We start from the raw sequence: 24,653 nt of genomic DNA, 5'->3' as shown, positions 1-24,653 counted from the left end.
CATTGCACGGTAGAACCAACTAATTTAATGACAAAGCTATTAATTTGTTAATTTATATGAGAATTCTCGTTTGGATTATTAGCTGTCTTTTCATTGTCCCCCTTAATAGTAGTTTTGCTGCTGTCGCTGAAAAAGACATCTTTGATCTCAGCATAAAAGAGCTAATGCAAGTACGTATTAGTTTAGCCACAAAAACTGAAGAAACTGTCCTAACAGTACCTTCAACAATCACGATCTTTGAACGCGCTGATATTGAATCATTAGGGGTGAAAAATGCCTATGATGTGATGAATTTTGTTCCTGGCTTTCAAATGACTCGTGGTGATTGGGTAGGAGCGGTCCCGAAAGAACATGCCCGTGGCGTTTATTTAGACAATGGTTATATTCTTGTTATGATCAATGGCGAACGACTTAATGAAGTTTCCTTTGGTAAAGCTTCCGTTTACACCCCCCATATTCCCGTTGATATTATTGAACGTATTGAAGTTATTCGAGGTCCTGGTTCAGCGCTTTATGGCAGCAATGCTTTTTTAGGTGTGTTAAATATAATTACTCAACAGTCAGTTAAGCAGCTTAAGGTAAGTATAGGTGAAAAAGGTTATCAGCAACTTTCTTCTAGTTGGCAAAAAAAACTCTCTAAAGACTTACGTTTACACAGTAATATTTCGATAGAGAAGTCTAACGGCCATCAATATACCTCACCATTGAATCGCCAAGTTAAAGACCCCTATAGTAATACCTATTTAGAACTCGGTGCACACTATAAAAATAATAAACTTAACATCCGCTACAGCGAAAATGAACTCGATGAATTTATTAATCTTGGTGGCTATTCTGTCGATAATATCCACACCAGTGAAAGCTTTTCAATATCGGGTAAAAGTAAGATATGGCACAACGACAAGCATCAGCTAGAGATTAAGGCGTCTTATAGCCTCTTTGAAATAAAGTCTGCTGGAATGGCCTTAGCAAAAGAGTCTGGCCTTATCGAAAATGATTTTTTGGTGGGGCCCTTTTGGCGCACTCAATCAAGCGATGTAAACCTAGATCACAGTTGGATAGTTAATCCACGTATTCATCTCAATTCGGGGGTTGAATATCGCCGCGCTAATCAATTTCAATCGGGTAACGCCGTCACTTACTATGATTATCAGCAAGAGCGGATTATCGTTAATGATGATAATTATCTCGACAAAATTGTCGCAATCGCTGTGATGCCTGAAACAAAAGCGTTAAATCAAGCCCAAGCAATGCATGGAATTTACAGTCAACTCAAGTGGCAAGTCGCCAATAATATTAGTTTATTTTTAGGGGCTAGGTATGACAAGGTGATAGATATTGATCATAAACTGTCACCGCGTGCCGCAGCAGTTTGGCAAGCCAATAAAAACCATAGCTTAAAACTGCAATATGGTGAGTCATTTCGTACTCCGGTAAACAACGAACTTTATTCAAATGACAGTGTGACTAACGGCAACCCTAATTTATCCTCAGAGTTTGTCAAAACAACAGAGCTCGTTTGGATATATCAACATAATGATTTTTCCAGTGAACTGGTCTTTTTTCATAATGATTTACGAGACTTTATAAATAAGGTTCCTGACGATGGCGACGCACAATTTACTTTTGTTAACCATGTTGATATGGAAATTAGTGGCTTGGAAAGCAGTGCCAGTGTTGAATTAACGCCAAAATTACGTTTTTCACTCAATTACACCCACCTCTTTGATGACCCCATTAACGAGAGTTTCAAACACTTTGGTAGCGCCAATTTAAGCTATAAGTCAGGACAATGGAAATTCAATGTTAATGGTATTTGGCGAGATGAAGTAACACTACCTCCAATTAATAATATCCGTTTTATACAAAAACAGTATTTTTTAATTTCAGGTAAAGTCACTTATGAGCTTGATAAAAAACAGCAACTTTCATTCATTGCGCAAAATTTACTGGATAAAGATTATGTGGTCTTCGACCCAAGAGTATTTAACGGTGAAGTACCAGGAAAAGGCAGGGAAATATCAGTGAGTTATCGCTATCAATTTTAACGCAATCACAAGCTTAAATGTTCATCTATAAAAAATATTTCTATAGATGAACAAACTCGGGCTAACGTTAATTATTCCGCTATATATTCAACAACTTCAAGACCAAACCCTGATAACGAATGATACTTAGTTTGTGAACTTAACAAGCGCATTTTACTAACACCTAAGTTAGAAAGGATTTGTGAGCCTACGCCAACGTTACGAGAGCCAACATGACGTTTTATTTCATTAACAACTTCACCCGCATCAATTTTTGCATATTTTTCAACTTGAGAAATTAACTCAGCAGTAGATTCATGCTTACCTAAAAGTACTAAAACACCGCCTTCTTTGGCAATTTTTTCTAAAGCATTAGCCATTGGCCATTGAGCAACACTCTCACGTTGGCTAAATAATAAATCTCTAAAGGTATTTTCAAGATGAACACGAACTAGTGTTGGTTCGTCAGCTTTAATCTCACCTTTAGTTAGGGCAAAGTGCGCCTGTCCATCAATGGTGTCTTTAAATACCGTTAAATCGAATTCTCCAAAGGCTGTTGGTAACTTACATTGAGAGACACGTTCAATAGTGGTCTCATTAGCATTTCTGTATTCAATTAAGTCGGCAATGGTGCCCATTTTTAAATCATGCTTTTCAGCAATAATTTCTAAGTCTGGTCGGCGTGCCATAGTACCGTCTTCATTGAGTATTTCAACAATAACGGCGGCAGGCTCTAAACCCGCTAAACGCGCTAAATCGGTTCCGGCTTCAGTATGGCCTGCGCGATTTAATACACCTCCATCTTTGGCTATTAATGGAAAAATATGCCCCGGCTGAACAATACTTAAATGATTGGCATCTTTGGCAACAGCAGCTAAAACAGTCGTTGCACGATCGCCAGCAGAAATCCCGGTAGTCACTCCTTGAGCGGCCTCAATTGACACAGTAAAATTAGTGCTAAATTGAGCGTCATTTTTTTCAACCATCAAAGGTAACTTGAGCTGCTGGCATTTTTCAACCGTCATCGGCATACAAATTAAACCACGACCGTGAGTCGCCATAAAATTAATGGCTTCGGGGGTTACTTTTTCAGCAGCCATAATGAAGTCACCTTCATTTTCTCTGTCTTCATCGTCCATCAAAATGACCATTTTACCTTGAGCAATATCGTCAATAATTTCTTGTGGGGTATTTAAATTCATGATCATCTCTTTTATTTAATTTTTTTCATAATTTTGAGGAATACAATAGTGCGCTTGATATACAAACGCCATCTTGTTTGTTTACTTCATAAAACCGTTACGTGCTAATAGTTCATGAGTCACACCTGAACTATGGTGCTCGACCGTGCTAGCGGCTTTTTTTGTTAATAGCCTTTCGATATAACGGGCAATTAAGTCAACTTCTAAATTGACTTTAGTGCCCGCTTTATATTGAGCAATAATGGTTTGCGCGTTAGTGTGAGGAACAATCGTTAAACGAAATTTATCATTGGTGACACTGTTAACCGTTAAGCTCGTGCCGTCAATCGTAATAGAGCCTTTTTCGGCAATGTATGGCACTAAATCACTTGGCATTTCAAGCCAGTATTCTAGGCTATTACCATTATGTTCAATCGAGGTTATAACAACCACTGCATCGACATGACCAGACACCATATGACCGCCAAAACGGGTGGTGGGTAACATGGCTTTTTCTAAATTAACAGCCTGCCCTGTTTGATAATCAACAAAGCCGGTACGCTGTAAGGTTTCATTAGAAACATCAGCACTATAAGTTGATGAGTCGAAAGCGACAACGGTTAAACAAATGCCATTGGTCGCTATTGAATCACCTAATTTAACATCACTCATATCTAATAAACCGGTGGAAATAACAATTCTTGCACCCTGTCCAGTAATGTTTATCGCTTGAATGCTACCAACTGCTTCAATTATTCCTGTGAACATAATCACTCTTTAAGTCATTTTTAGGTCAAGTAAAACTCAACACCATACTAAAATTTTACGATAAAAGTTTAGCAGTAATACGGATATCTTTGCCGATCATACGTAAATCAATTATATTTAGTTCTTTTGCTTGGCTCAAGCTTTCAATACTTGTCATATTCACTAAGCTTTTACTGTCTGCACCCATTAATTTAGGGGCTTGATATAAAATCAATTCATCAACTAAATTTTGTTCAATAAAAGCACCCGCTAATCGAGCACCTGACTCAATGAGTACATCATTCAAATTTAGTTTAGCTAAATATTGAAGTAATGCAGGTAAGTCAATCTGCTGTTCATTAGCTAATGTATTGACGACAGGTAAAGCCACCTGCTTTACAAAATGAGGCCACTGATGAATGTTTTCAATGGTACGACGAATTAATATTATTGGGCTATGCTCATTAAATAAAGCTAAGTTAGGCGTTAAGCGATTTTTTGTATCTATAATCACTCTTATTGGTTGCCTAACGTCTTCCTCTTGATAACTATCTTTTAATTCCCCTAGCTCAGACCAACGTACCGTCATTTTTGCATTATCGGTTAATATACTGTCAGCACCACTGATAATCGCACAACTTTGTGCGCGTAAACGCTGAACATCTTGTCGAGCTTGAGGGGAAGTAATCCATTTACTTTCGCCGTTTTTCATCGCGGTTTTTCCATCTAAACTCGCCGCTAATTTACAACGGACGTAGGGGAAACCTGTGGTCATTTGTTTGATAAAACCAACATTTAAATCTTCAGCCGCTTGCCTTAACAAGCCATGTTGCGAAGATATTCCCGCTTGTGCTAACATTTTCAAACCATTACCAGCCACTTTAGGATTTGGATCAACCATCGCCGCTATGACATGTTTAATACCGGCAATAATAAGTCCTTTAGCACAGGGTGGCGTTAATCCGTAATGACTACAAGGCTCAAGTGTTACATAAGCGGTTGCACCTTGCGCATTTTTACCCGCCATTGCTAACGCGTTAACTTCAGCATGACCTTCACCCGCTTTTTGATGAAAACCTTCTCCGACAATTTTACCATCTTTTACCAAAACACAACCAACGCGCGGATTAGGCGAAGTGGTAAAATGTCCTTGTTTGGCAAGCATTATAGCCCGTTGCATAAAACGGTAATCTTCGGCTGAGAATTCTTTCATCTACTTTTCATTACCTAAGCGCGCAATTTCTTCACTAAATTCGCGAATATCTTCAAAAGAGCGATAAACCGAGGCAAAACGCACATAAGCGACTTTATCTAATTCTTTTAATTGCTCCATAATGATATTACCAAGCAACTCACTCGATACTTCTCGCTCACCCGTGGCACGTAGCTTTGATTTGACTTTATTAATGGATAGTTCGACTTGTTCGACACTTACCGGACGTTTTTCGAGTGCTCGCACTAAACCATTACGCATTTTATCTTCATTGAAAGGCTCACGTGAACCATCATTTTTAATAATACGTGGCATAACTAACTCAGCAGTTTCAAAGGTAGTGTAGCGCTCATGACAGGCTAGACATTCGCGGCGACGGCGAACTTGATGACCGTCAGAGACCAAACGAGAGTCAATGACTTTGGTATCTAAGGCTCGACAAAAAGGACAATACATGGAAAGCTCCAAAAAAGGTGATACCGATCCCAATAAGTATATTTTTATCTTAATAGACTCGGTACTTTCGACACATAGCTCTGTTTAATTGACAGAAACAATAATGGCCGCTAATGCGGCCATTTTAGTCTAATTAAGCTATTGTTACATTAACTTATTTATAGCTATTCCCATTAGACTATAAGCGCCACAGCTATATCGCTTAAGACACTAAAGTCGTTCGCTTAATTTACGCGTATACAGGGAAGCGTGAACAAAGTTCTTTAACACTGGCTTTAACATCAGTAACCGTCTGTTCATTGTTGATATCGTCTAAAATATCACAAATCCAACCCGTTAATGCTTGTGTTTCAACAACGCCAAAACCACGACGCGTAATAGCCGGAGTACCTAAACGTAAACCAGAAGTTACAAACGGAGAACGTGGGTCGTTAGGTACTGAGTTTTTATTTACCGTAATATGGGCACGGCCTAATGCAGCATCAGCATCTTTACCTGTAATATCTTTATCAATTAAGTCAAGTAACAACAAGTGGTTTTCAGTACCGTTAGAAACAACTTTGTAACCGCGTTCCTGAAGAACAGCAACCATAGCTTTAGCATTGTCTAAAACATTCTGTTGATAAACTTTAAACTCAGGCTCTAATGCTTCTTTAAATGCAACGGCTTTAGCAGCAATAATGTGCATTAATGGGCCACCTTGGCCACCTGGGAAAACAGCAGAGTTTAATTTTTTATAGATAGCTTCATCATCACAACCCGAAATAATTAAACCGCCACGAGGACCGGCTAATGTTTTATGAGTGGTGGTAGTAACAACATGCGCATGTGGCACTGGGTTTGGATATAAACCAGCGGCAATTAAACCAGCAACATGAGCCATATCAACGAAAAAGTATGCGCCAACACCGTCTGCGATTTTACGCATACGTGCCCAATCAACAACACCAGAGAAAGCAGAAAAGCCACCAATGATCATTTCTGGTTTATGTTCTTGTGCTAAACGTTCCATTTCTTCGTAATCTATGTCACCTGTTTCTGGGTGAAGACCGTATTGAAATGCTTCGTAAGACTTGCCAGAAAAACTAACATGAGAACCATGCGTTAAATGACCACCGTGCGCTAAACTCATTCCTAACACTTTACCACCTGGAGTAACAAGCGCTTGAAAGACTGCAGCATTAGCTTGAGAACCGGCATGAGGTTGCACGTTCGCGTAAGTTGCGCCAAATAATTCTTTTGCACGGTCTATGGCTAATTGCTCAGCGATATCTACGAATTCACAACCACCGTAGTAACGTTTGCCTGGGTAACCTTCAGCATATTTATTCGTTAATTGAGAACCTTGTGCTTCAAGAACACGCGGGCTACAGTAATTTTCTGAAGCAATAAGTTCGATGTGCTCTTCTTGGCGAACTTTCTCATTGCTCATCGCTTGATAAAGTTCCGGGTCAAAATCAGCAATATTCATATCACGTGTAAACATGGTTTTTCCTCAATTATTCAGCCTTAGCTGTTACAGACAATTGTCTAATGGATAGCAAAATTTATGCGGCGTATATTGCCTGAAATCAGCTCAGTTGTACACGGATAAAGGTACAAGCTTTAGCTCATTTAGTAATCTAATATGCCAAGAGTGTTGCTGTTATTATCGATAAAAACTTTTACAGCTTTGATCAACGTTAACAGCAAATAGAATATAACGAAGAAAAAAAGCAATAACAAGAAATTTAAAACAGAAATAAAGTGGAAAAACAAAATATAATCTACCTTATTAAGAAATAACCAATATTTATTTTATTAAAATATCATTTAGTTGTTTTAGCTCTTCTTGCCTTTTTATATAAAAAGACTGACTGACAAGCCAAATACTCACCAGAAATATATTCAAAATAGCTAGACCAACAATGGGCGATTTTTCTAATTGCTCGGTGACAGCAAAAACATACCAATTGGCAAAGGGCCCAATAATGAGACAAGAGAACTTTATTAACTTGATGTAGCTAATAGACGACTGACAACCGACAATGGCATGTTCAATTGCTTTATCAGGACTGCCACAATTTATTTTCCATGCCGATAAACGAGCTTTAATGGCAAATATTACAAAAATAATGGAAAGAATGCCGCCACCACCTAAGTAAATAATGGTTGCTTGATCTTTCGAGCCACTGAGCCACATATAGCTAGCTACAAACAACATAGCCAACGTAGCCATAATATCTATGACTAATAAAGATTTAGCCCACACAGTTCTTTGCTTTGTTTGTTTAAGTAAACGGTTAATATCGGTTTTAATAATAGGTTGGCTTTGCCAGTCTTGGCTCATCTGCGCCCATTGTTCATCAATTACCGAACTATCGAGTGGTGTAGTCGCTTTATTCTTGGGTAAAGTTGCAACATCAAGTATCGCCTCACCTTGACTTTGCGTAGATAAAATCACTTTACTTTTTTTATGTAACAGGGAATCTTCTTCGTTCATACCGCCTCCATTAACTTACTCAAAGCGATTTTTGCGCGTTGTAAACGCACACCAACAAGATTAACGGATATCACTAAAATATCGGCAATTTCTTGATAACTCATGCCTTCGAGCGCTAAGGTGATCACTTGCTGTTGTTCAAGTTTAAGTTGCCTAATAGATTGAGCTAAACGTTGTTGTCTACGTTGTTTTTCTAAGCTCTGATGGGGTGTAGGTTGAATTTTATCTTGCTCTGTCTCTTGGCAAATATCATCAATACTTTGCTCTACCTTGACACTTTTTACTGCTTTGGCAACATGCGTCGCTAAAACATTATGAGCAATACGAGCGACAAAAGTTTTTACCGTACAGTCATTTCTAAAGCTAGGTAGTGCCCGCCAAAGATTGAGGGCTATTTCTTGAAAAAGCTCATCTTGAATTGACGGTTTTGCTTCAAATCCGGTAATGATATGACGGAGTAATTTTTCATACTCTGTCATCCATTGGGTGAATGTTTGCTGATAATTTGCAGTACGTTTCAAAGAATAACTCAATATATGTTGATACGCCGTTTGAAAGCGGTCTTGTTGCTGTAATGTTAATTCTATCGAGTTATTCATCTTAATACCAACTCAGCGTATTGTCATAAAGATTAACTTAATGACATCACCACTTTTTCTGATTTTAATTTTTGTGCGAGTGCCAGCACTAATGCCACGGTCATCCCCACCGTAATTGCGGTGGTACTTGCAAGCACAGTCCAATCGACAGGTAAGCCCTTAAAAACATCTTCCATCAACATTGATTGTCCTGAAATAGGTAACCAATTCACCCATTCAGGCTTATCATCAATCATCATAATGGCAAACGGTACCATAGCAGGAAGCATAATTAGCATAGAGACGGTTGACTGCGCTTCTTTAAAACTTTTCGCTTGAAACGAAAAGAATAATTGTAAAGCCGTTGCAAAAAAACATAGTGGAATAAGTAGTAGTAATAAGGCCGCAATACTAAAGGCATTTAAACTAAAGGTTGCCCCTATTTTAGTGAGATCAATAAAGCCAACAGAAACGGTGGTCAATACCAACATGATAACAATAGACAATACTGAAATAGAACTGGCACAAGTCATTTTTGCCAACACTATTTTAAGGGTACTGACCGGCTGACATAGTAACATCTCTAAAACATTACGTTCTCGCTCACCCGCACTCGAGTCAATGGCAATTGATAGCCCTGAAACAAAAGCGCCCATCAATAAATAGATACCTAAAAACATCGAGACCATCACTGCATTGCTGGTTGGAAGTGCTGTATCTTGTTCTTGCAGAACAATAGGTTGTAATAAATTAATATCAACTCCCCTGACCAGTAAACGCTTATAACCGATAGCAAGTGAGTATTCTCGTACCACTTCTTTGACTCTTCGGATCGGTGCACTAGAGGCTTTTTTACCAAAATCTGCACGTAAAACAACATCTATAGCCTGACCCGCTAACATTTTTTCAGCAAAATCTTTTGGTATATCTACTTCAATATTACGTTCTTGCCATGCGTACTTTTCTTCTTCAGGTACATCGGCAAATTGTAAAATATTATTGACGGCAAACTTCTCAATCAATTTTGGTGCAAATTCAGCGCCGGTAAATTGCACATAAATAGGCGGGTTATCCACGATTTCTTTGATCATGGTTTTCGATATTACCATAATCATTATTGGCGCGAATAAGCCCATACTTAACGCGACCATCAAGGCACGTTTATCACGAAAGGCTTCTCTTAATTCTTTAATTAATAATGCTTTAAACTGGATCATGCGGCAACTCCTTCATCTGAGCCAATTAATTTAACAAAGGCATCTTCTAATAATCTTTCACCCGCTAAATCACATAACTCTTGTGGCGTGCCTTGTGCGGCTAATTTGCCATTAGAAACAATAATTACCCGATCACATAAAGCCGCAACTTCTTGCATGACATGTGATGAAAATAAAATACAATGACCTTTCTCTTTAAATTTGGCTAAGTGATTGCGCAAAACTCGTGTGCTCATTACATCGAGTCCGCGAGTCGGTTCATCAAGAACAAAGTTTTTCGGCTGATGCACTAAAGCCTGAGCTAAAGTGACTTTCATCCGTTGCCCTTGCGAGAAGCCAACCGTTTTACGATGCGCCAATTCTTCCATTTCTAAATCTTTAAATATTTGCGCTATTGCCGCTTTTTTCTTCGCTCCTTGCATACCATGAAGACTGGCGAAGTAGTCCACTTGTTCATAGGCAGTTAAACGTTCGTACAAACCAAATTTGTCCGGGAAGATTCCTAATCGTTGCCTAACAGCTAAAGGGTCTTCTAAAACATTAATACCATCGACTAATACCGAACCTTCATCAGCTTTTAGCAAACCATAGAGAGTACGTAAACACGTCGTTTTACCCGCACCATTTGGACCTAAAATACCGGTGATCTCGCCATTTTTCGCAGTAAACGACAAACCATCTAGGGCTTTTACCGTATTTTTTTTATCGATAAAGCTTTTATGTAAATTGTTAACTTCAATCATAATAATTATATCCTTATAGGTTGCCGTTTAAATGCGTCATAAATGTTTCACTTTTTAACTCAGCTAAACACGATTCATCTAAATCATTCGGATTGAGTGTTGTTAGAAATTCATTAACAATTTCAATACCACAAGGCGTTGAAGCAACAATATGTGCACTGTTTTTAGAAACAATGTGGTGATTATTAGGTAAGGTTTTGGCAGATTCATCACCGTTACTCGGCGGTGTTACTGGGTCTAAATTTCCTGATAAAATAAGTGTTGGGATATTAGCCGTAACACTTTGATAGAAATCATCGCTAACCGCATACTTAGGCCATAACGGACAGGCTTGCAGCCAAGCACTATGGCTATCGTTGCCACCAAAAGTATTGTTGGCATCGCCAGCAAACATTTCAGTAGTAATTTTAGGAAAGTCTTCATTACAGACAATATTTAATGTTAACCCCACATACATACCCATTCCCCCTTCTGACATGGCAATTAAACCAATCATAGGTTGATAGTTACCTAAAAAAGCCTGATGTATAACCAAGGGCACTAAAGTACGGGTTTGCATAGAGTATAATTGCATGCGTAAATGACTAATAAACTTGCTACGACTTAACACGAAGTCAGTCTTTGTACCTAAACGGGGATGCGCTATTTTAAGATTTACCGGTGCTTGTTCTAGTCGAGCAATAACCGCTGTAAAGTCATCTTTTAATGAAGGGTAAGCGCTGTTACAACTTTCATCTTGCTGGCAGTTTTCAAGTAATAAATTAAATGAGCGCGCAGAACTTTGACCAAAAGTACCAATAGGCACTTCAATGGGGCCAACACTGTCTAGTACGACACTGTTAAGTGCATCAGGAAAAAGGCGCATATAAACCAAAGCCGCACGTGTGCCGTAAGAGCCACCATAAATATTAATTTTTTCATGGCCGAGTGCAACGCGTACTGCATCAAAATCACGAATAGCATTTTCTGAATTATATTGACTTAAGTCGCCTTTGAATTGCGCGATACAGTCTTTGATTTCTTGTGGAGAAAAGTCTTCAGGAATAATTTCATAAGCATTTCTTACTTCATTTTCATCACACGATAAAGGATGTGATTTTCCCGTACCCCGTTGATCCACTAAAATAATGTCATGCGACTTTTTAATTTCACCAAAAGTACTAAATATATGCGCGGCTAGTTCAACGGATGCTTGACCTGGTCCACCCGCTAAAAACATTAAAGGCGTTTTATTTTGACTACTATCAATAGCCGGCAGCACCGCAAAATTAACGCTTATTTTTTCACCTTCGGGTAAACTATAATTTTCTGGTACTTGTAATGTGCCACACTGAACTTGCGACTTAATGCCCTTTAAGTGGCAGTTTTCCAAGCTTAAAACTTCTTTATTATTTTGTGTATTATTGTCTTCAGCTAAAAGTAGTGAGCTAAAACTCAGTAAACTTAATGCTAAAAGGCTTTGCCATTTTATTTTCATTATTTTATTCCTTTTAAAATATCGAACATATAGTCTCAGCCTTAGACTTTTTATTACAGTTTATTTTAATAAAGCGGCATTTATTTTTAAATGATTGTTTATAATTGATATTTAGCAGTATTATTTTAAGCAAGGAACGGTAATTTCTAGTATGACGGTTTTAGGATCTTTTACTGCAACTACAAGAACAGATACTGAAATAAATTCAGCATGACGGTTTTAGGATCTTTTACTGGAACTTCAAGAACAGATGCTGAAATAAATTCAGCATGACGGCTTTAGGATCTTTTACTGGAACTTCAAGAACAGATGCTGAAATAAATTCAGCATGACGGTTTTAGCATCTTTTACTTCAACTTCAAGAACAGATACTGAAATAAATTCAGCATGACAGTTTTAGGATCTTTTACTTCAACTTCCAGAACAGATGCTGAAATAAATTCAGCATGACGGTTTTAGCATATTTTACTTTAGCCACAGAACAGATGCTGAAATAAATTCAGCATGACGGTTTTAGCATCTTTTACTGCAACTTCAAGAACAGATACTGAAATAAATTCAGCATGACGATTTTAGGATCTTTTACTGCAACTTCAAGAACAGATACTGAAATAAATTCAGCATGACGATAAGTGCGCAAGACAAGCGCTGACCATTCGTCGTTCATTACCATCCATGGCACAACGACATACCTTACATCCTCGGCTCGGGCATCCATGCTTCGCTCTACCTCCTGCATCCATGCAGTCGTATACATTCGTCGTTCATTGCCATCCATGGCACCACGACATACCGTACATCCTCGGCTCGGGCATCCATGCTTCGCTCTACCTCCTGCATCCATGCAGTCGTATACATTCGTCGTTCATTGTCATCCATGGCACCACGACATACCGTACATCCTCGGCTCGGGCATCCATGCTTCGCTCTACCTCCTGCATCCATGCAGTCGTATACATTCGTCGTTCATTGCCATCCATGGCACCACGACATACCGTACATCCTCGGCTCGGGCATCCATGCTTCGCTCTACCTCCTGCATCCATGCAGTCGTATACATTCGTCGTTCATTGCCATCCATGGCACCACGACATACCGTACTTCCTGTACATAAAAAAACCGAATAACATTTAATGCTATTCGGTTTTTACTTCTAGAGAAAACTGTTTTTAATCGTGATTAGAACTGGTTAGAGGTGTTGTTCTCGCCACCTGCTTTAAGTGCGTTCTCACCAGCAAAGTATTCTTTGTGATCATCACCCATGTCAGAGCCTGACATGTTTTGATGCTTAACACAGGCAATACCTTGACGAATTTCTTTACGTTGTACACCTTCAACATAACCAAGCATCGCCGCGTCGCCAAAGTATTCTTTAGCTAGGTTATCTACAGACAATGCTGTTGTATGATAAGTAGGAAGCGTGATTAAGTGATGGAAGATACCAGCTTTACGTGAAGTCTCAGCTTGGAAGCTACGGATTTTGTCATCTGCTGATGCCGCTAACTCAGTCGTATCGTAATCAACATTCATTAAATCAGCACGTACATAGTTAGATACATCTTCACCCGCAGCAACCATAGCGTCAAACGCTTGCTGGCGGAAGTTTAATGTCCAATTGAACGATGGGCTGTTGTTGTAAACAAGTTTAGCATTTGGAATTTCTTTACGAACTTCATCCATCATGGCAGTGATATCGGCAACGTTAGGTGTCGCTGTTTCTATCCATAACAAATCAGCACCCGCTTTAATTGCTTCGATGCTATCAAAGACACAACGCTCTTCACCAGTACCTTGACGGAATTGATATAAACCAGAAGGTAAACGTTTAGGACGAACAAGTTTACCGTCACGGTTAAAGCATACATCGCCTTCAGCCATGTCAGCTACGTCAATCTCTTCAACATCTAAGAAAGAGTTATAGATATCACCTTGATCGCCTGGCGTTTTAACAACCGCGATTTCTTTAGTCAGGCCAGCACCTTCAGAGTCAGTACGTGAAACGATGATACCGTTGTCGATACCTAGTTCAAGGAATGCATGACGTAAAGCACGAATTTTTGAATGAAAATCTGCATGAGGAACCGTTACTTTACCATCTTGATGGCCACATTGCTTTTCATCGGCAACCTGGTTTTCGATTTGAAGAGCACAAGCGCCGGCTTCAATCATTTGCTTAGCCATAAGGTAAGTTGCTTCTGCATTACCAAAACCAGCATCGATATCAGCAATAATTGGCACAACGTGAGTAACGTGGTTATCAATTTTATCTTGAATAGCGGCTTTATCAGCGGTACTTGCTGCATCTAGGTCGCGAAAAAGACCACCAAGTTCACGAGCATCGGCTTGACGAAGAAAAGTATAAAGTTCTTTAACTAAAGCAGCGACAGATGTTTTTTCGTGCATTGATTGGTCAGGAAGAGGACCTAATTCTGAACGAAGTGCTGCAACCATCCAACCTGAAAGGTATAAGTAACGACGGTCTGTTTTGCCACCAAAATGTTTCTTAATAGAAATCATTTTTTGTTGGCCAACAAAACCGTGCCAGCAACCTAAAGACTGAGTATACTTAGAGCTATCAGCATCGTAAGCATCCATATCGCGACGCATGATGTCGGCAGTATACTGAGCGATATCTAGACCAGTTTTGAATTTATTCTGTGCTCTCATACGAGCTATTGACTCAGGATTAATCGTATCCCAAGAGGTACCTGCATTTGCTTTAATCGCTTTAACCGCTTCTATTGCATTTTGATAATTAGACATAGCACTCTCCAAGAGTCTGGTAATATTTTTAAAAGGTTTTGTTCGCTTCAACACTTAAAATAAAAAGTAAAAATTAAAGTAAACACACCGAACAAGACAAAGTCTAGAACATCCTGAGAGTATTCTTAAAATATATAATATCAATCACTACCATTCACAAGATAAATACCAAGTTCACAAATAATAATTGTACTTATTTTTCAATAAGTAATAAGTATAAACCTCAGTATTACCGCTTTAAAAGGTGATTAATATTTTTATTAGACACTGAAAACTTCTTGATTTATTTTTCTGCACATGACATATACATTAGTTATATTATTTCTGTTGGTCATAAAAACTATGAATATTGCTAAAATCGATTTAAATCTACTTATTTACCTTGACGTTTTATTAAGAGAAAAAAATGTTACTCGTTCAGCAAGCCAGCTTAATATTACCCAACCGGCAATGAGTAACGGTTTAAAAAGACTAAGAAACTTATTTAATGATCCGATATTAGTAAGAACATCTGATGGCATGGTACCCACCGAACGTTCGCGCGCTTTAGCACCGGTGATCAGAAAAATCTTATTAGAACTTGAAGAAGCGTTGCAGGGTGAAGAAGAGTTTAATGAAAAACACAGCCAACGTGTTTTCCGCATTATGGCAAGTGATTACGCGGCATCAACGTTACTGCCAAGTTTATTAAGAAAAATAAATGAAATTGCCCCGAATGTGACCATTGATATTATGACGCCAAGTGACGTAACTTTTCACGATGTTGAAGCTGGAAAAATTGATATGGCGATTAACCGCTTTGATGAATTACCACAGTCATTTCATCAGAAAACTATCTGGCGTGATTCATTCTCATGTTTGTTAAGTGCTAACAGCCCTTATGTAGCTGAATTCAATTTAGATACTTATCTGTCGTCAAAGCATGTTTGGGTGTCAAAAACTGGCTTTGGGGTTGGGGTGGGTATGGATCCCAAGGACGTACAAAAATTGGGTTGGGTAGATGAAGCGTTAGCGCGTATAGACAAACAAAGAGATATAAAGGTTTTTACCCGTAATTATCATGTTGCCATGCAACTCGCTCATGAAGATGGTTTAATCGCTACTTTACCGACAAAAGCGGCTTTATTACACAAAGACGATAACAAATATACCATTGTTGATCCCCCTTTTGACATTCCTGATATAGAATTAAAAATGATTTGGAGCCCGTTATTACATCATGATGCTAGCCATATTTGGTTTAGACAACTTGTTATTGAAGCGGCAGCACAAGGGTAAGATTACGCCATGTTTAGTCATATAATCTACAGTATATTCTCGGTGGGCATTTGTTTGTTAGCAGGAAAAATGATTGAGACTTTCCTGCCGATCTTACCTGCGAGTTTATATGGCATGATGATGTTCACCATGCTACTGCATTTTAAGATACTTAATGCCAAGCGTATTCAACCTTGTATTGAGTGGGCGTTGGCTAATATGGCGGTTTGTTTTGTCCCTGCGGGTGTTGGTATCATTAATCATTTTGAATTAATTAAAGCGCATGGCTTCACCTTAATTGCCATTATCTTTTTTACGACCTTTTTATTACTCACCTTTGTTGGACTTGTGTATCAGCGACAACTTAATCGACAACAATTAGCCGCAACTAACGAGCAAAACAAGTGATAAGCCAACCTCTTTTATCAATGATAAGCGCTGCCTTATTTTTTATACTGCTTACGCTGGCGGTTTATCATGCCTATGCCAAGTTACAACAAAAATTAAAAAAAGCCTGGTTAAATCCAATGCTGTTATCGATTCTAACGTTGATCCCATTTTTGCTAATATTTAATATTCCTTTTGAACAGTATTACCAAGCCACCGCCTCATTAAATAAACTCTTAGAGCCTGCTGTTGTGGCTTTGGGTTTCCCGTTATACCAGCATCTTCAAACAATTAAAAAACAATGGCGACATATAATGGTACTGTTATTGGTAGGGGTATTTATCGCTATATCGATAAGTTTTATCATCACTTTATTGACCATTAATCAATACGATATTGCCGTATCACTTTCTTTGAAATCAGTAACAACACCGATTGGCATAGCATTAACGGAACAACTCAATGGCAGTAATTCCATCACTGCATTTGCGATAATTTTAGCCGGATTGTTTGGCGCTTTATTAGGTCCTCCTTGGCTATCTTTAATTAAGGTTACCTCACCCAAAGCACAAGGCTTAGCTATTGGCGCGGCTAGCCATGCATTGGGAACCGCAACAATTAGCAAAGTGAGTTATGAGCATGCCGCCTACAGTTCTTTGGCTTTGATTATTTCAGCGGTTATCACTGCCATCTTTAGTCCAATGATTATTAATACTTTGGTACTTTTTTTACGCTAACGGCCCACAACGATTTCACTATATAGACTGATAACGATGAGTATTCTGCAACAGCTTTACCATAATATTTCTAATGAAAAATGCTTAACGCGCTTTATTAAAAGTTATATTCACAGAAAAAACAAATCAAACAACTTACATTCACAGTACTTATGATAGCTATTATTAATAACAATAATTAGTTATTGAACTAATTTTAATAAAATCAAAAACTAAATAGTCTATAATTATCATTTAGATATAATAAAAATCACTTATCAAAATACAAAAATAACAACTAATTTCTTTAGGAAACTTTTTTCAGCTCTTGCATGAAAAAATAATACCTCCTACATTGCACTTAGATACTGTTATTAATTATGTTTAATGCTCTTTTAGAAAGAGGGTTAAATACATTTATGATAAAAATATTTACGCCATAGTTAAATATTCAAATAGAAGTTGCGTAAATGATTGCACAAGAGGAAACATGATGACCCCGTACATAAAGATCCAAAATATCCAAGTAGCGCAATGTTTACATCAATTTATTGAACAGGATGTACTTCCTCATAGCCTAATTCCACCAACTGACTTTTGGCAAAACTTCTCAACAATCATTGAAAAATTAACACCTATTAATAAAGCTTTGTTAGCAACACGTGATGATTTACAAACGAAAATAGATAGCTGGCACCAGAATAACTTTGCCGATAACTTCGATTTTTCATCATACAAAAAATTTCTAAAAGACATCAATTACCTGGTACCTGAGGTTGAAGACTTTGCCATAACAACCGAAAATGTAGATGCTGAGTTAGCAACAATGGCGGGCCCGCAACTCGTGGTACCAATAATGAACGCTAGGTTTGCCATTAACGCCGTTAATGCTCGTTGGGGAAGCTTGTATGATGCCCTTTATGGTAGCGATGTTATTTCTGCAGAAAATGGGGCTGAAAACGCTGGTGGCTATAATGCCGTTCGTGGTCAAAAAGTCATTGAATTTGCGCGACAATTTTTAGATCAAAGTATTCCATTAACTGCTGGCAGTCACGCCCAAGCGAAGCACTACAACGTATCTGATGCTTTTTTAACGGTTACACTTGAAAGTGGCGAAACCGTTAAACTTGAAAACGGCGATGCTTTTAAAGGTTATCAAGGCACAGTAGATGCACCGACCGCGCTATTATTTGAACATAATGGTTTACACTTTGAAATTAACTTTGATGAAAGTAGTGTTATCGCAAAAAGCGATAAAGCAGGCATTTCTGACATCACTCTTGAGTCGGCTTTAACGACCATTATGGATTGTGAAGACTCTGTCGCAGCCGTTGATGCCGATGATAAAGTGGTCGCTTATAAAAACTGGTTGGGGTTAATGCAAGGTAACTTAACCACTGACTTAGTAAAAAATGGTAAAACTATTCAGCGCACTATGGCGGTTGACAGACAGTATCATCAAACTGATGGCGCGAATTTAACGCTAAAAGGCCGTAGTTTAATGTTTGTCCGTAATGTCGGGCATTTAATGACGAACAATGCCATCTTATTAGCTGATGGCTCTGAAGTGCCAGAAGGTATTATTGATGCCATGGTAACCTCACTAATCGCTAGTCTCAATTTACAACAAACCGCAGCTGCTGAGTCATTTTGTAATAGTGCAGAAAAATCAATTTATATTGTTAAACCAAAAATGCATGGCCCAGAAGAGGTCGCTTTTGCTAATACATTATTTGAACAAGTCGAAGATGCTTTAGCGTTAACAAGAAACACCATAAAAATGGGCATAATGGATGAAGAGCGCCGAACAAGCGTTAATTTAAAGGCTTGTATCGCTCAAGCTAAGTCTCGTGTGGTCTTTATTAACACTGGATTTTTAGACCGTACCGGTGATGAAATTCATACATCAATGGCGGCAGGTATTATGGCTAAAAAAGCAGATATAAAGTTAACACCTTGGATAAGCGCTTATGAAGATAATAACGTTGATGTCGGCTTAGCCTGTGGCTTTAGTGGCAGAGCACAAATTGGTAAGGGCATGTGGCCCATTCCTGATCAAATGTTGAATATGTTAGCTACTAAAATTAATCACGTACAAGCAGGGGCAAATACAGCTTGGGTACCTTCTCCTACAGCAGCAACCCTGCACGCTTTACATTATCATAGAGAGAATGTTTTCGCGCTGCAGAAAAAGTTAATGCTACGTACTCCGGCTAACTTAGATGATATCTTAACGATCCCACTCGCCAAAGACACCAACTGGAGTGAGCAGGAGATCTCTGATGAACTCGATAATAACGCTCAGGGTATTTTAGGCTATGTTGTACGATGGATTGATCAAGGTGTCGGTTGTTCAAAAGTTCCTGATATTAATAATGTCGGTTTAATGGAAGACAGAGCAACTTTACGTATCTCCAGTCAACATATGGCCAATTGGATGAAGCATGAGGTTTGTAGTGAACAACAAGTATTAGCCAGTTTGAAAAAGATGGCTAAAACTGTTGATAGCCAAAATAAAAATGATGCTAACTATCAACCAATGGCAAGTAACTTTGAAAAGAGTATCGCTTTTAAAGCGGCTTGTGATTTAGTATTTTTAGGCACAACACAAGTTAATGGTTATACCGAACCTTTATTACATAGTTACCGACTAAAAGTGAAGCAACTCAGTTAATCTCGTTTAATACGCCCTCTAAAAAAGAAATATTAATCTTAATATTTCTTTTTTTATTTAAGCGCAATGAAACTTTCCTCCACAATTGCCTGTCTATCTAACTAATACGCTTTTAATGATGATTTCTCTTGGTTAAGCCATACTAAAAACCCATTAAACTCAAATTTTTAGCCATTGAACTTATATCGTTGGCTATATATTTCTTAACAATTTATAGTTAAGGTGTAAACATTATAGTTACAATTTCAATCAGATAAGATAGTACAAGTAACATTGTTTTCAATACAGAAGTTTTGTAGTCAATGCTATGTGAATTTATAAGACGAGGATCGCAACATGAAATCACAAATTAGAACGGTAGCGTTAAGTGCCATATTCAGCATCATTGGATTGTGCTGTACCCTTTCGACTGCTTCAGCAGAATCACGCCACGCACAAATGAACCAAGAGCTAAAGACTATTACTTATATGTTTGCTTTTCCTAAAGTGGTAGATGAAGGTGGCGCTAAAGAAAAACCCTTGTTAAAGCCAGACAATAACGTAAAAGAACTTAACGTGGGTACAACAACCACTAAAAATGGATATTTTGAATTGGCCATTATTTTTAATGATAAATTACAGCAGTTAATTTCCGCTTTATTTGTTGATGATATCGGTAACGCTCATGACATTCCCTTAAAGCAGTTATCTAAGACAGACTAAACTCAAACAACGACTTTAATCATAATGGCCTAAAGATTATTTTAGGGCATTAATAAAAAAAAGCCTCAAGGGCTTTTTTTTTTAACAGATAAATAAGATTTATGCTTCAAGTTCACCTTGTTTATCCTTTATCGGTACCCTAACCTCAAAACTACAGCCTACTTTTGTATCTAGGCATTTTATAGTGCCTTTTAATTTTGCGTCCACTAAATTATAAACAATATTCATGCCTAGACCTGAACCACCTTGACCACGTTTGGTTGTAACAAAAGGGTCGAAGATACGATTAACAACACTGCTATCTAATCCTTTGCCATTATCACTATAGGTCAGTGTTAAGAAGCCATTATCCTCAACAAACTTTATTGAGATTTCACCACTTTCTCTTTCATCAAAACCATGAATATGCGAATTGGTTAAAAAATTTGTCAGAATTTGATTCCATGCGCTTGGATAAGTAAGCAAATTAAGTTTTTCATCAACTTCGATATTAATGACATATTTTTTACGTTTAAACAGGGTTTTTACCGTGTTAACAACATCATTAACGTGTCTGAATAAATTAATTTTCAACTCTGGGTCGGTATGTTGCTCAACAGCAACTGATTTAAAGCCTCTGATTAATTCAACCGCTTTGTTTAAACTCCTTTCAATAATATTCTGATATTCAATCAACAGACTCAAGGTTTTAGTTAAATGTGATTTGGTCAGATTTTCAGTTTCTACCGAATGGCTTAACTCCAAGACCTTCTCTTTTAATGCCGTTATCGATGTAACACAGATACCCAATGGTGTATTAACTTCGTGTGCAACCCCCGCAACTAATTGCCCTAAAGAGGCCATTTTCTCTGATTGTACTAGTTGATCTTTTGCTAACGTTAAGTCATCTAAAGATTGTTGTAATTGGTTGTTGCTCGAGGCCAATTTAGCCGTTCGGTCATACACTTTGACTTCAAGTTCACCGTTAAGGTTAATTAACGCATTCTCAGCATCTTCAAGCTTTAAGATATCGTTTTTTAAAGTGGTACGCATGTTATTAATCGTTTCGGCAAGCTCATCGAGTTCATCTTTGGCTTTTGGACGAGAGCTTAATACCAAGGGAGTATCTATTTTATCAGCCGCAACTTGTTGCGAGTAGTAAGTAATATGATAAATATGGCGAGTGATAAGCCAATGAACGATAAATATAATAAAAAACGCCACGATAAAAATTTTGATCACTTCGGCAGTTAAAATAAAGCCTGCTTGCTGCCGCAATCGTTGATAAATATCTTTATAGCTCGCGGTCACAATAAGCACACCAATATCATTTTCGCTATAAAATATCGGGTACTCAACCACTTTATCGGCTGAGATATTTTCGTCACCAAACTGATAAGTTTTTCCAAAACCTGTGACAATTTTCACATGACTAATATCAGGTAATTTTACAATACCTTGAATTTGCTGTTGTACTAACGGCTCGTTAAAATCCCACAAGCTAGTCGATATCGATTGAAGATAACTTGTTTCAACATTACTAAATCTTTGATCTAATGTCGTTAGACTTTCATTGTAGTTAACATACAATTGCAGAAAAGTTGAGCTGATAGACAATACCGAACTACATAGCAATATGTAAATAAGTACTCTACGGCTTAACTTACTATTAAAGGATCCAGATTTTTCCATTTATCACACCATCAATAAAAGCAGTAAAATAGATACGACTATTTGTATTACTTAAAAAATTTTTTATGACATCATTTAAATATTGATCTTGTTTAATGTCAATAAAAATAACTATGTAAACCTATCAATAAGCATTAAAAAAACGCCTCTAACGAGCAAAGTTTGACTTAGATGTATTAACAAATCCAACGACAAATTTCGCTGCGATTATATTTTCTAGTGCCTGTACTAGCGCGTTAGAAATAGTAATATCTACCGCCTTATATAAAATAAGATTTATCAGACATCGAAAATTAATCAGTATTAATACGCTCAGCAAGCAGAGCCTTAGCTTTTAACTACATCGCTAAATAGCCAGTTTCATGTGGGGCACTTTCTATGTTGTCGACAAAAAATATGCGCACACTAAGTACAGATTATCCATTTCTCGCATCTTGGATTTATAGGCTACAACCATATCTAAATGTTGATCTTTTTGTAATCATTGCCCAAAAAAAATGCTTGTGTATTTAGCGTAGCACAAGAAATAATATCCGCCTTATGGATATAGTTTTTTTAAATTTTCAATAGCTTCACGATAAATATAAAAAAACACACCAGAAGCAATAGCATCTATTTATGGAGTCGATGATAAGCCATAAATACTGATTTAAGATTAATTATTTTAATACAAATAACAAATACAAATTTTTAAATAGGTAATAGTTCATGCAGGTAATTATCAGGGATTAGTGTAATGAATTTACTACTGGCATCATGAATAGTTTTGTTTGTCGACTTGCTGGTGGTTTTTTAATATCAAGATATCAACGCAGCGGCGCAGTAATATTTTGGTTAATGTGCTTTGTAAGCGCATTAACATTAGAGACAGTAAAACCTAGTTTACTGTCTCTGCAGAGGATGCTCGATAATTTTTAAAGGATTAATTAACCAATAAAATAAATCATCACATGAGCAGTCGTTATTAAACATCATCTACTAAGACTTAACTGAGGACTTTACGCTAACGTTTTATATTTAGGTATCCGTCTCTTTATTGCACTGGTTAAGATAACGATTAATGCTGGGAATGCGGCATAGAGCATGGTTATTAATATTGACTGACTAAAGAGTATCGCTAAAATAATAAAACCTACACTTGGTAACATTAGCCAAAATGTATGTTCACTTGCACAGACATTGAACAAGCTGCGCATAATAAAAATAATAGCGCCCGTTAACAAAAATGCGGTAAAAGCGGTTACAACTCCGGCATGATAATTAAGTATAAAATCGGGATAAGAATGAAATACTTCAGAGATAGGAGCAGAAACCCCAAAACTGATTAACCAAAAAAACGTGCCTGCAATTAGGCAGCCGAAGTTAAACGACCACAACTTTTTATTAAGAGATATCACTAACGATCCTTACTTTTATTATTATTTTTATTATTTTTATTTTTATTTTTATTTTTATTTTTATTTTTATTTTATTTTATAGGTAGATATATTTTTTATTAATTTTCGTTATTCATTCACCTTATATCCCATGTGTTTTTTTTAATCAAGCTGAATAAAAAATACGCTTATCAACACGACGTTGAGTTAAAATTTTTATCCAGTTAAAATTCAATAATAAAAGTACGTTATAATAAATATTTGCTATACAACTTAGGATCAAACCTTGAACAAATTTGCAGCCATAATTTTTGTTTTATTATTATCATGTGGTGCTGCGCTATGGTTTTTAGCCAGTGACTCTTTAAATTTTCATATTAAAAATCAACTTCAAAATATTGGTTCGCAACTAAGCCAACAAAAAGTAACGGTTGAAAACGTAACTGTCCATGGGTATCAGGGAACAGGAACCATTAGTAATTTTGTGATGGCTCCATCACTATTATCGAATATTTCGACCGATGAAAAATCGACACTAAGTATTGCCGCCATTCATTTAGTGGTTGATCGTGATAGCTTAAAAGAAGATATTATTCTTATCGAGAGTATTACCATCGATGGCTTGAGTGCTTCAATTTATTACAGCGAAGATGGTGGCAGCTTCAAACGACTACTATCAACCGTGCAAAAAAATATAGCTCAATTCACCCTCAAAGACCCTAGTGTCGAAAATCAGCAACAAGTTACAACGACACCACGTTTATTAAAGGTCGCTAAAATAACAGTAAATTCGGCAATACTTAATTTAATAAGTCATAAAGACGCACCAATAATCACTAAAACATTACCTCGTTTTGAAGTAGAAAGTATTGATAAAGAAACCGGTAGCACTGGTGAAACCATAGGTATTGAGTTATTTGAAAAATTACTGATCACATTAAATAACCAAGCAACTATGCTTACAAAAACATTGTAAAGCTTGAAAT

General features: G+C 37.4%; 21 protein-coding genes. 7 read left to right on the top strand and 14 right to left on the bottom strand.

What is annotated here, in order from left to right; genetic code table 11:
• The first annotated feature begins 56 nt into the window (after nt 1-56).
• On the top strand, nt 57-2,048 hold the full coding sequence (locus A3Q34_RS13710) for a TonB-dependent receptor plug domain-containing protein (protein WP_070377174.1): 1,992 nt from the start codon (nt 57-59) through the stop codon (nt 2,046-2,048).
• A 71-nt stretch (nt 2,049-2,119) separates the two neighbouring features.
• Here the strand turns inward: A3Q34_RS13710 and ribBA are convergent, their stop codons facing one another.
• The 12 genes from ribBA to A3Q34_RS13650 form a co-directional block, all read right to left on the bottom strand.
• Nucleotides 2,120-3,229: a bifunctional 3,4-dihydroxy-2-butanone-4-phosphate synthase/GTP cyclohydrolase II gene (gene ribBA, locus A3Q34_RS13705; protein WP_070375862.1), complete on the bottom strand. Its 1,110-nt coding sequence runs from the start codon at nt 3,227-3,229 to the stop codon at nt 2,120-2,122.
• Between the two features lie 81 nt (nt 3,230-3,310).
• Nucleotides 3,311-3,976, bottom strand: coding sequence for a riboflavin synthase (locus A3Q34_RS13700; protein WP_070375861.1), 666 nt, complete (start codon nt 3,974-3,976; stop codon nt 3,311-3,313).
• 55 nt (nt 3,977-4,031) lie between these two features.
• A complete protein-coding gene (gene ribD / locus A3Q34_RS13695) occupies nt 4,032-5,168 on the bottom strand; it encodes a bifunctional diaminohydroxyphosphoribosylaminopyrimidine deaminase/5-amino-6-(5-phosphoribosylamino)uracil reductase RibD (RefSeq protein ID WP_070375860.1) in 1,137 nt (378 codons plus the stop codon).
• Nucleotides 5,169-5,624 carry a transcriptional regulator NrdR gene (gene nrdR / locus A3Q34_RS13690; protein ID WP_070375859.1) on the bottom strand — a complete coding sequence of 152 codons (456 nt, stop codon included), beginning with the start codon at nt 5,622-5,624 and terminating at the stop codon, nt 5,169-5,171.
• 229 nt (nt 5,625-5,853) lie between these two features.
• On the bottom strand, nt 5,854-7,110 hold the full coding sequence (glyA, locus tag A3Q34_RS13685; RefSeq protein ID WP_070375858.1) for a serine hydroxymethyltransferase: 1,257 nt from the start codon (nt 7,108-7,110) through the stop codon (nt 5,854-5,856).
• A 306-nt stretch (nt 7,111-7,416) separates the two neighbouring features.
• Nucleotides 7,417-8,106 (bottom strand): hypothetical protein, encoded by a 690-nt coding sequence (locus A3Q34_RS13680; protein WP_070375857.1) that lies wholly within the window; start codon nt 8,104-8,106, stop codon nt 7,417-7,419.
• Nucleotides 8,103-8,705 carry an RNA polymerase sigma factor gene (locus A3Q34_RS13675; RefSeq protein ID WP_070375856.1) on the bottom strand — a complete coding sequence of 201 codons (603 nt, stop codon included), beginning with the start codon at nt 8,703-8,705 and terminating at the stop codon, nt 8,103-8,105. Before A3Q34_RS13675 ends, A3Q34_RS13680 begins: the two co-directional genes overlap by 4 nt.
• A 32-nt stretch (nt 8,706-8,737) precedes the next feature.
• Nucleotides 8,738-9,901, bottom strand: coding sequence for an ABC transporter permease (locus A3Q34_RS13670; RefSeq protein WP_070375855.1), 1,164 nt, complete (start codon nt 9,899-9,901; stop codon nt 8,738-8,740).
• Nucleotides 9,898-10,644 (bottom strand): ABC transporter ATP-binding protein, encoded by a 747-nt coding sequence (locus A3Q34_RS13665; RefSeq protein WP_070375854.1) that lies wholly within the window; start codon nt 10,642-10,644, stop codon nt 9,898-9,900. The genes A3Q34_RS13670 and A3Q34_RS13665 overlap by 4 nt, the downstream gene beginning before the upstream one ends.
• A 13-nt stretch (nt 10,645-10,657) precedes the next feature.
• Nucleotides 10,658-12,121: an alpha/beta fold hydrolase gene (locus A3Q34_RS13660; protein ID WP_070375853.1), complete on the bottom strand. Its 1,464-nt coding sequence runs from the start codon at nt 12,119-12,121 to the stop codon at nt 10,658-10,660.
• A gap of 523 nt (nt 12,122-12,644) precedes the next feature.
• Nucleotides 12,645-12,878, bottom strand: coding sequence for a hypothetical protein (locus tag A3Q34_RS13655; RefSeq protein WP_157470994.1), 234 nt, complete (start codon nt 12,876-12,878; stop codon nt 12,645-12,647).
• A 422-nt stretch (nt 12,879-13,300) separates the two neighbouring features.
• Nucleotides 13,301-14,884 (bottom strand): isocitrate lyase, encoded by a 1,584-nt coding sequence (locus A3Q34_RS13650; protein ID WP_070375851.1) that lies wholly within the window; start codon nt 14,882-14,884, stop codon nt 13,301-13,303.
• 342 nt (nt 14,885-15,226) lie between these two features.
• Here A3Q34_RS13650 and A3Q34_RS13645 point away from each other — a divergent pair, with 342 nt between their 5' ends.
• The 5 genes from A3Q34_RS13645 to A3Q34_RS13625 all read left to right on the top strand — a co-directional run bounded on the left by A3Q34_RS13645 (nt 15,227) and on the right by A3Q34_RS13625 (nt 20,620).
• Nucleotides 15,227-16,162: a LysR family transcriptional regulator gene (locus A3Q34_RS13645; protein ID WP_070375850.1), complete on the top strand. Its 936-nt coding sequence runs from the start codon at nt 15,227-15,229 to the stop codon at nt 16,160-16,162.
• Nucleotides 16,163-16,171: 9 nt separating this feature from the next.
• Nucleotides 16,172-16,549 carry a CidA/LrgA family protein gene (locus tag A3Q34_RS13640; protein ID WP_070375849.1) on the top strand — a complete coding sequence of 126 codons (378 nt, stop codon included), beginning with the start codon at nt 16,172-16,174 and terminating at the stop codon, nt 16,547-16,549.
• Nucleotides 16,546-17,265: an LrgB family protein gene (locus A3Q34_RS13635; protein WP_083278021.1), complete on the top strand. Its 720-nt coding sequence runs from the start codon at nt 16,546-16,548 to the stop codon at nt 17,263-17,265. Before A3Q34_RS13640 ends, A3Q34_RS13635 begins: the two co-directional genes overlap by 4 nt.
• Nucleotides 17,266-17,737: 472 nt before the next feature.
• Entirely contained in the window at nt 17,738-19,918 is a 2,181-nt protein-coding gene (locus A3Q34_RS13630) for a malate synthase G (RefSeq protein ID WP_070375847.1), read from the top strand.
• A 336-nt stretch (nt 19,919-20,254) separates the two neighbouring features.
• The gene (locus A3Q34_RS13625) at nt 20,255-20,620 is read left to right on the top strand and encodes a hypothetical protein (protein WP_070375846.1); all 366 of its coding nucleotides are present in this window, start codon (nt 20,255-20,257) and stop codon (nt 20,618-20,620) included.
• 99 nt (nt 20,621-20,719) lie between these two features.
• Here the strand turns inward: A3Q34_RS13625 and A3Q34_RS13620 are convergent, their stop codons facing one another.
• Nucleotides 20,720-22,291, bottom strand: coding sequence for an ATP-binding protein (locus A3Q34_RS13620; protein ID WP_070375845.1), 1,572 nt, complete (start codon nt 22,289-22,291; stop codon nt 20,720-20,722).
• 998 nt (nt 22,292-23,289) lie between these two features.
• Nucleotides 23,290-23,688: a hypothetical protein gene (locus tag A3Q34_RS20590; RefSeq protein ID WP_070375844.1), complete on the bottom strand. Its 399-nt coding sequence runs from the start codon at nt 23,686-23,688 to the stop codon at nt 23,290-23,292.
• Nucleotides 23,689-23,953: 265 nt separating this feature from the next.
• On the opposite strand from A3Q34_RS20590, the gene A3Q34_RS13610 reads away from it, so the two are divergent.
• Entirely contained in the window at nt 23,954-24,643 is a 690-nt protein-coding gene (locus tag A3Q34_RS13610; RefSeq protein WP_070375843.1) for a hypothetical protein, read from the top strand.
• Nucleotides 24,644-24,653 lie beyond the last annotated feature (10 nt).

The sequence above is a fragment of the Colwellia sp. PAMC 20917 genome (assembly GCF_001767295.1).
Lineage (GTDB): Bacteria > Pseudomonadota > Gammaproteobacteria > Enterobacterales > Alteromonadaceae > Colwellia_A.
This window is presented reverse-complemented; position numbering and strand designations above follow the sequence as displayed.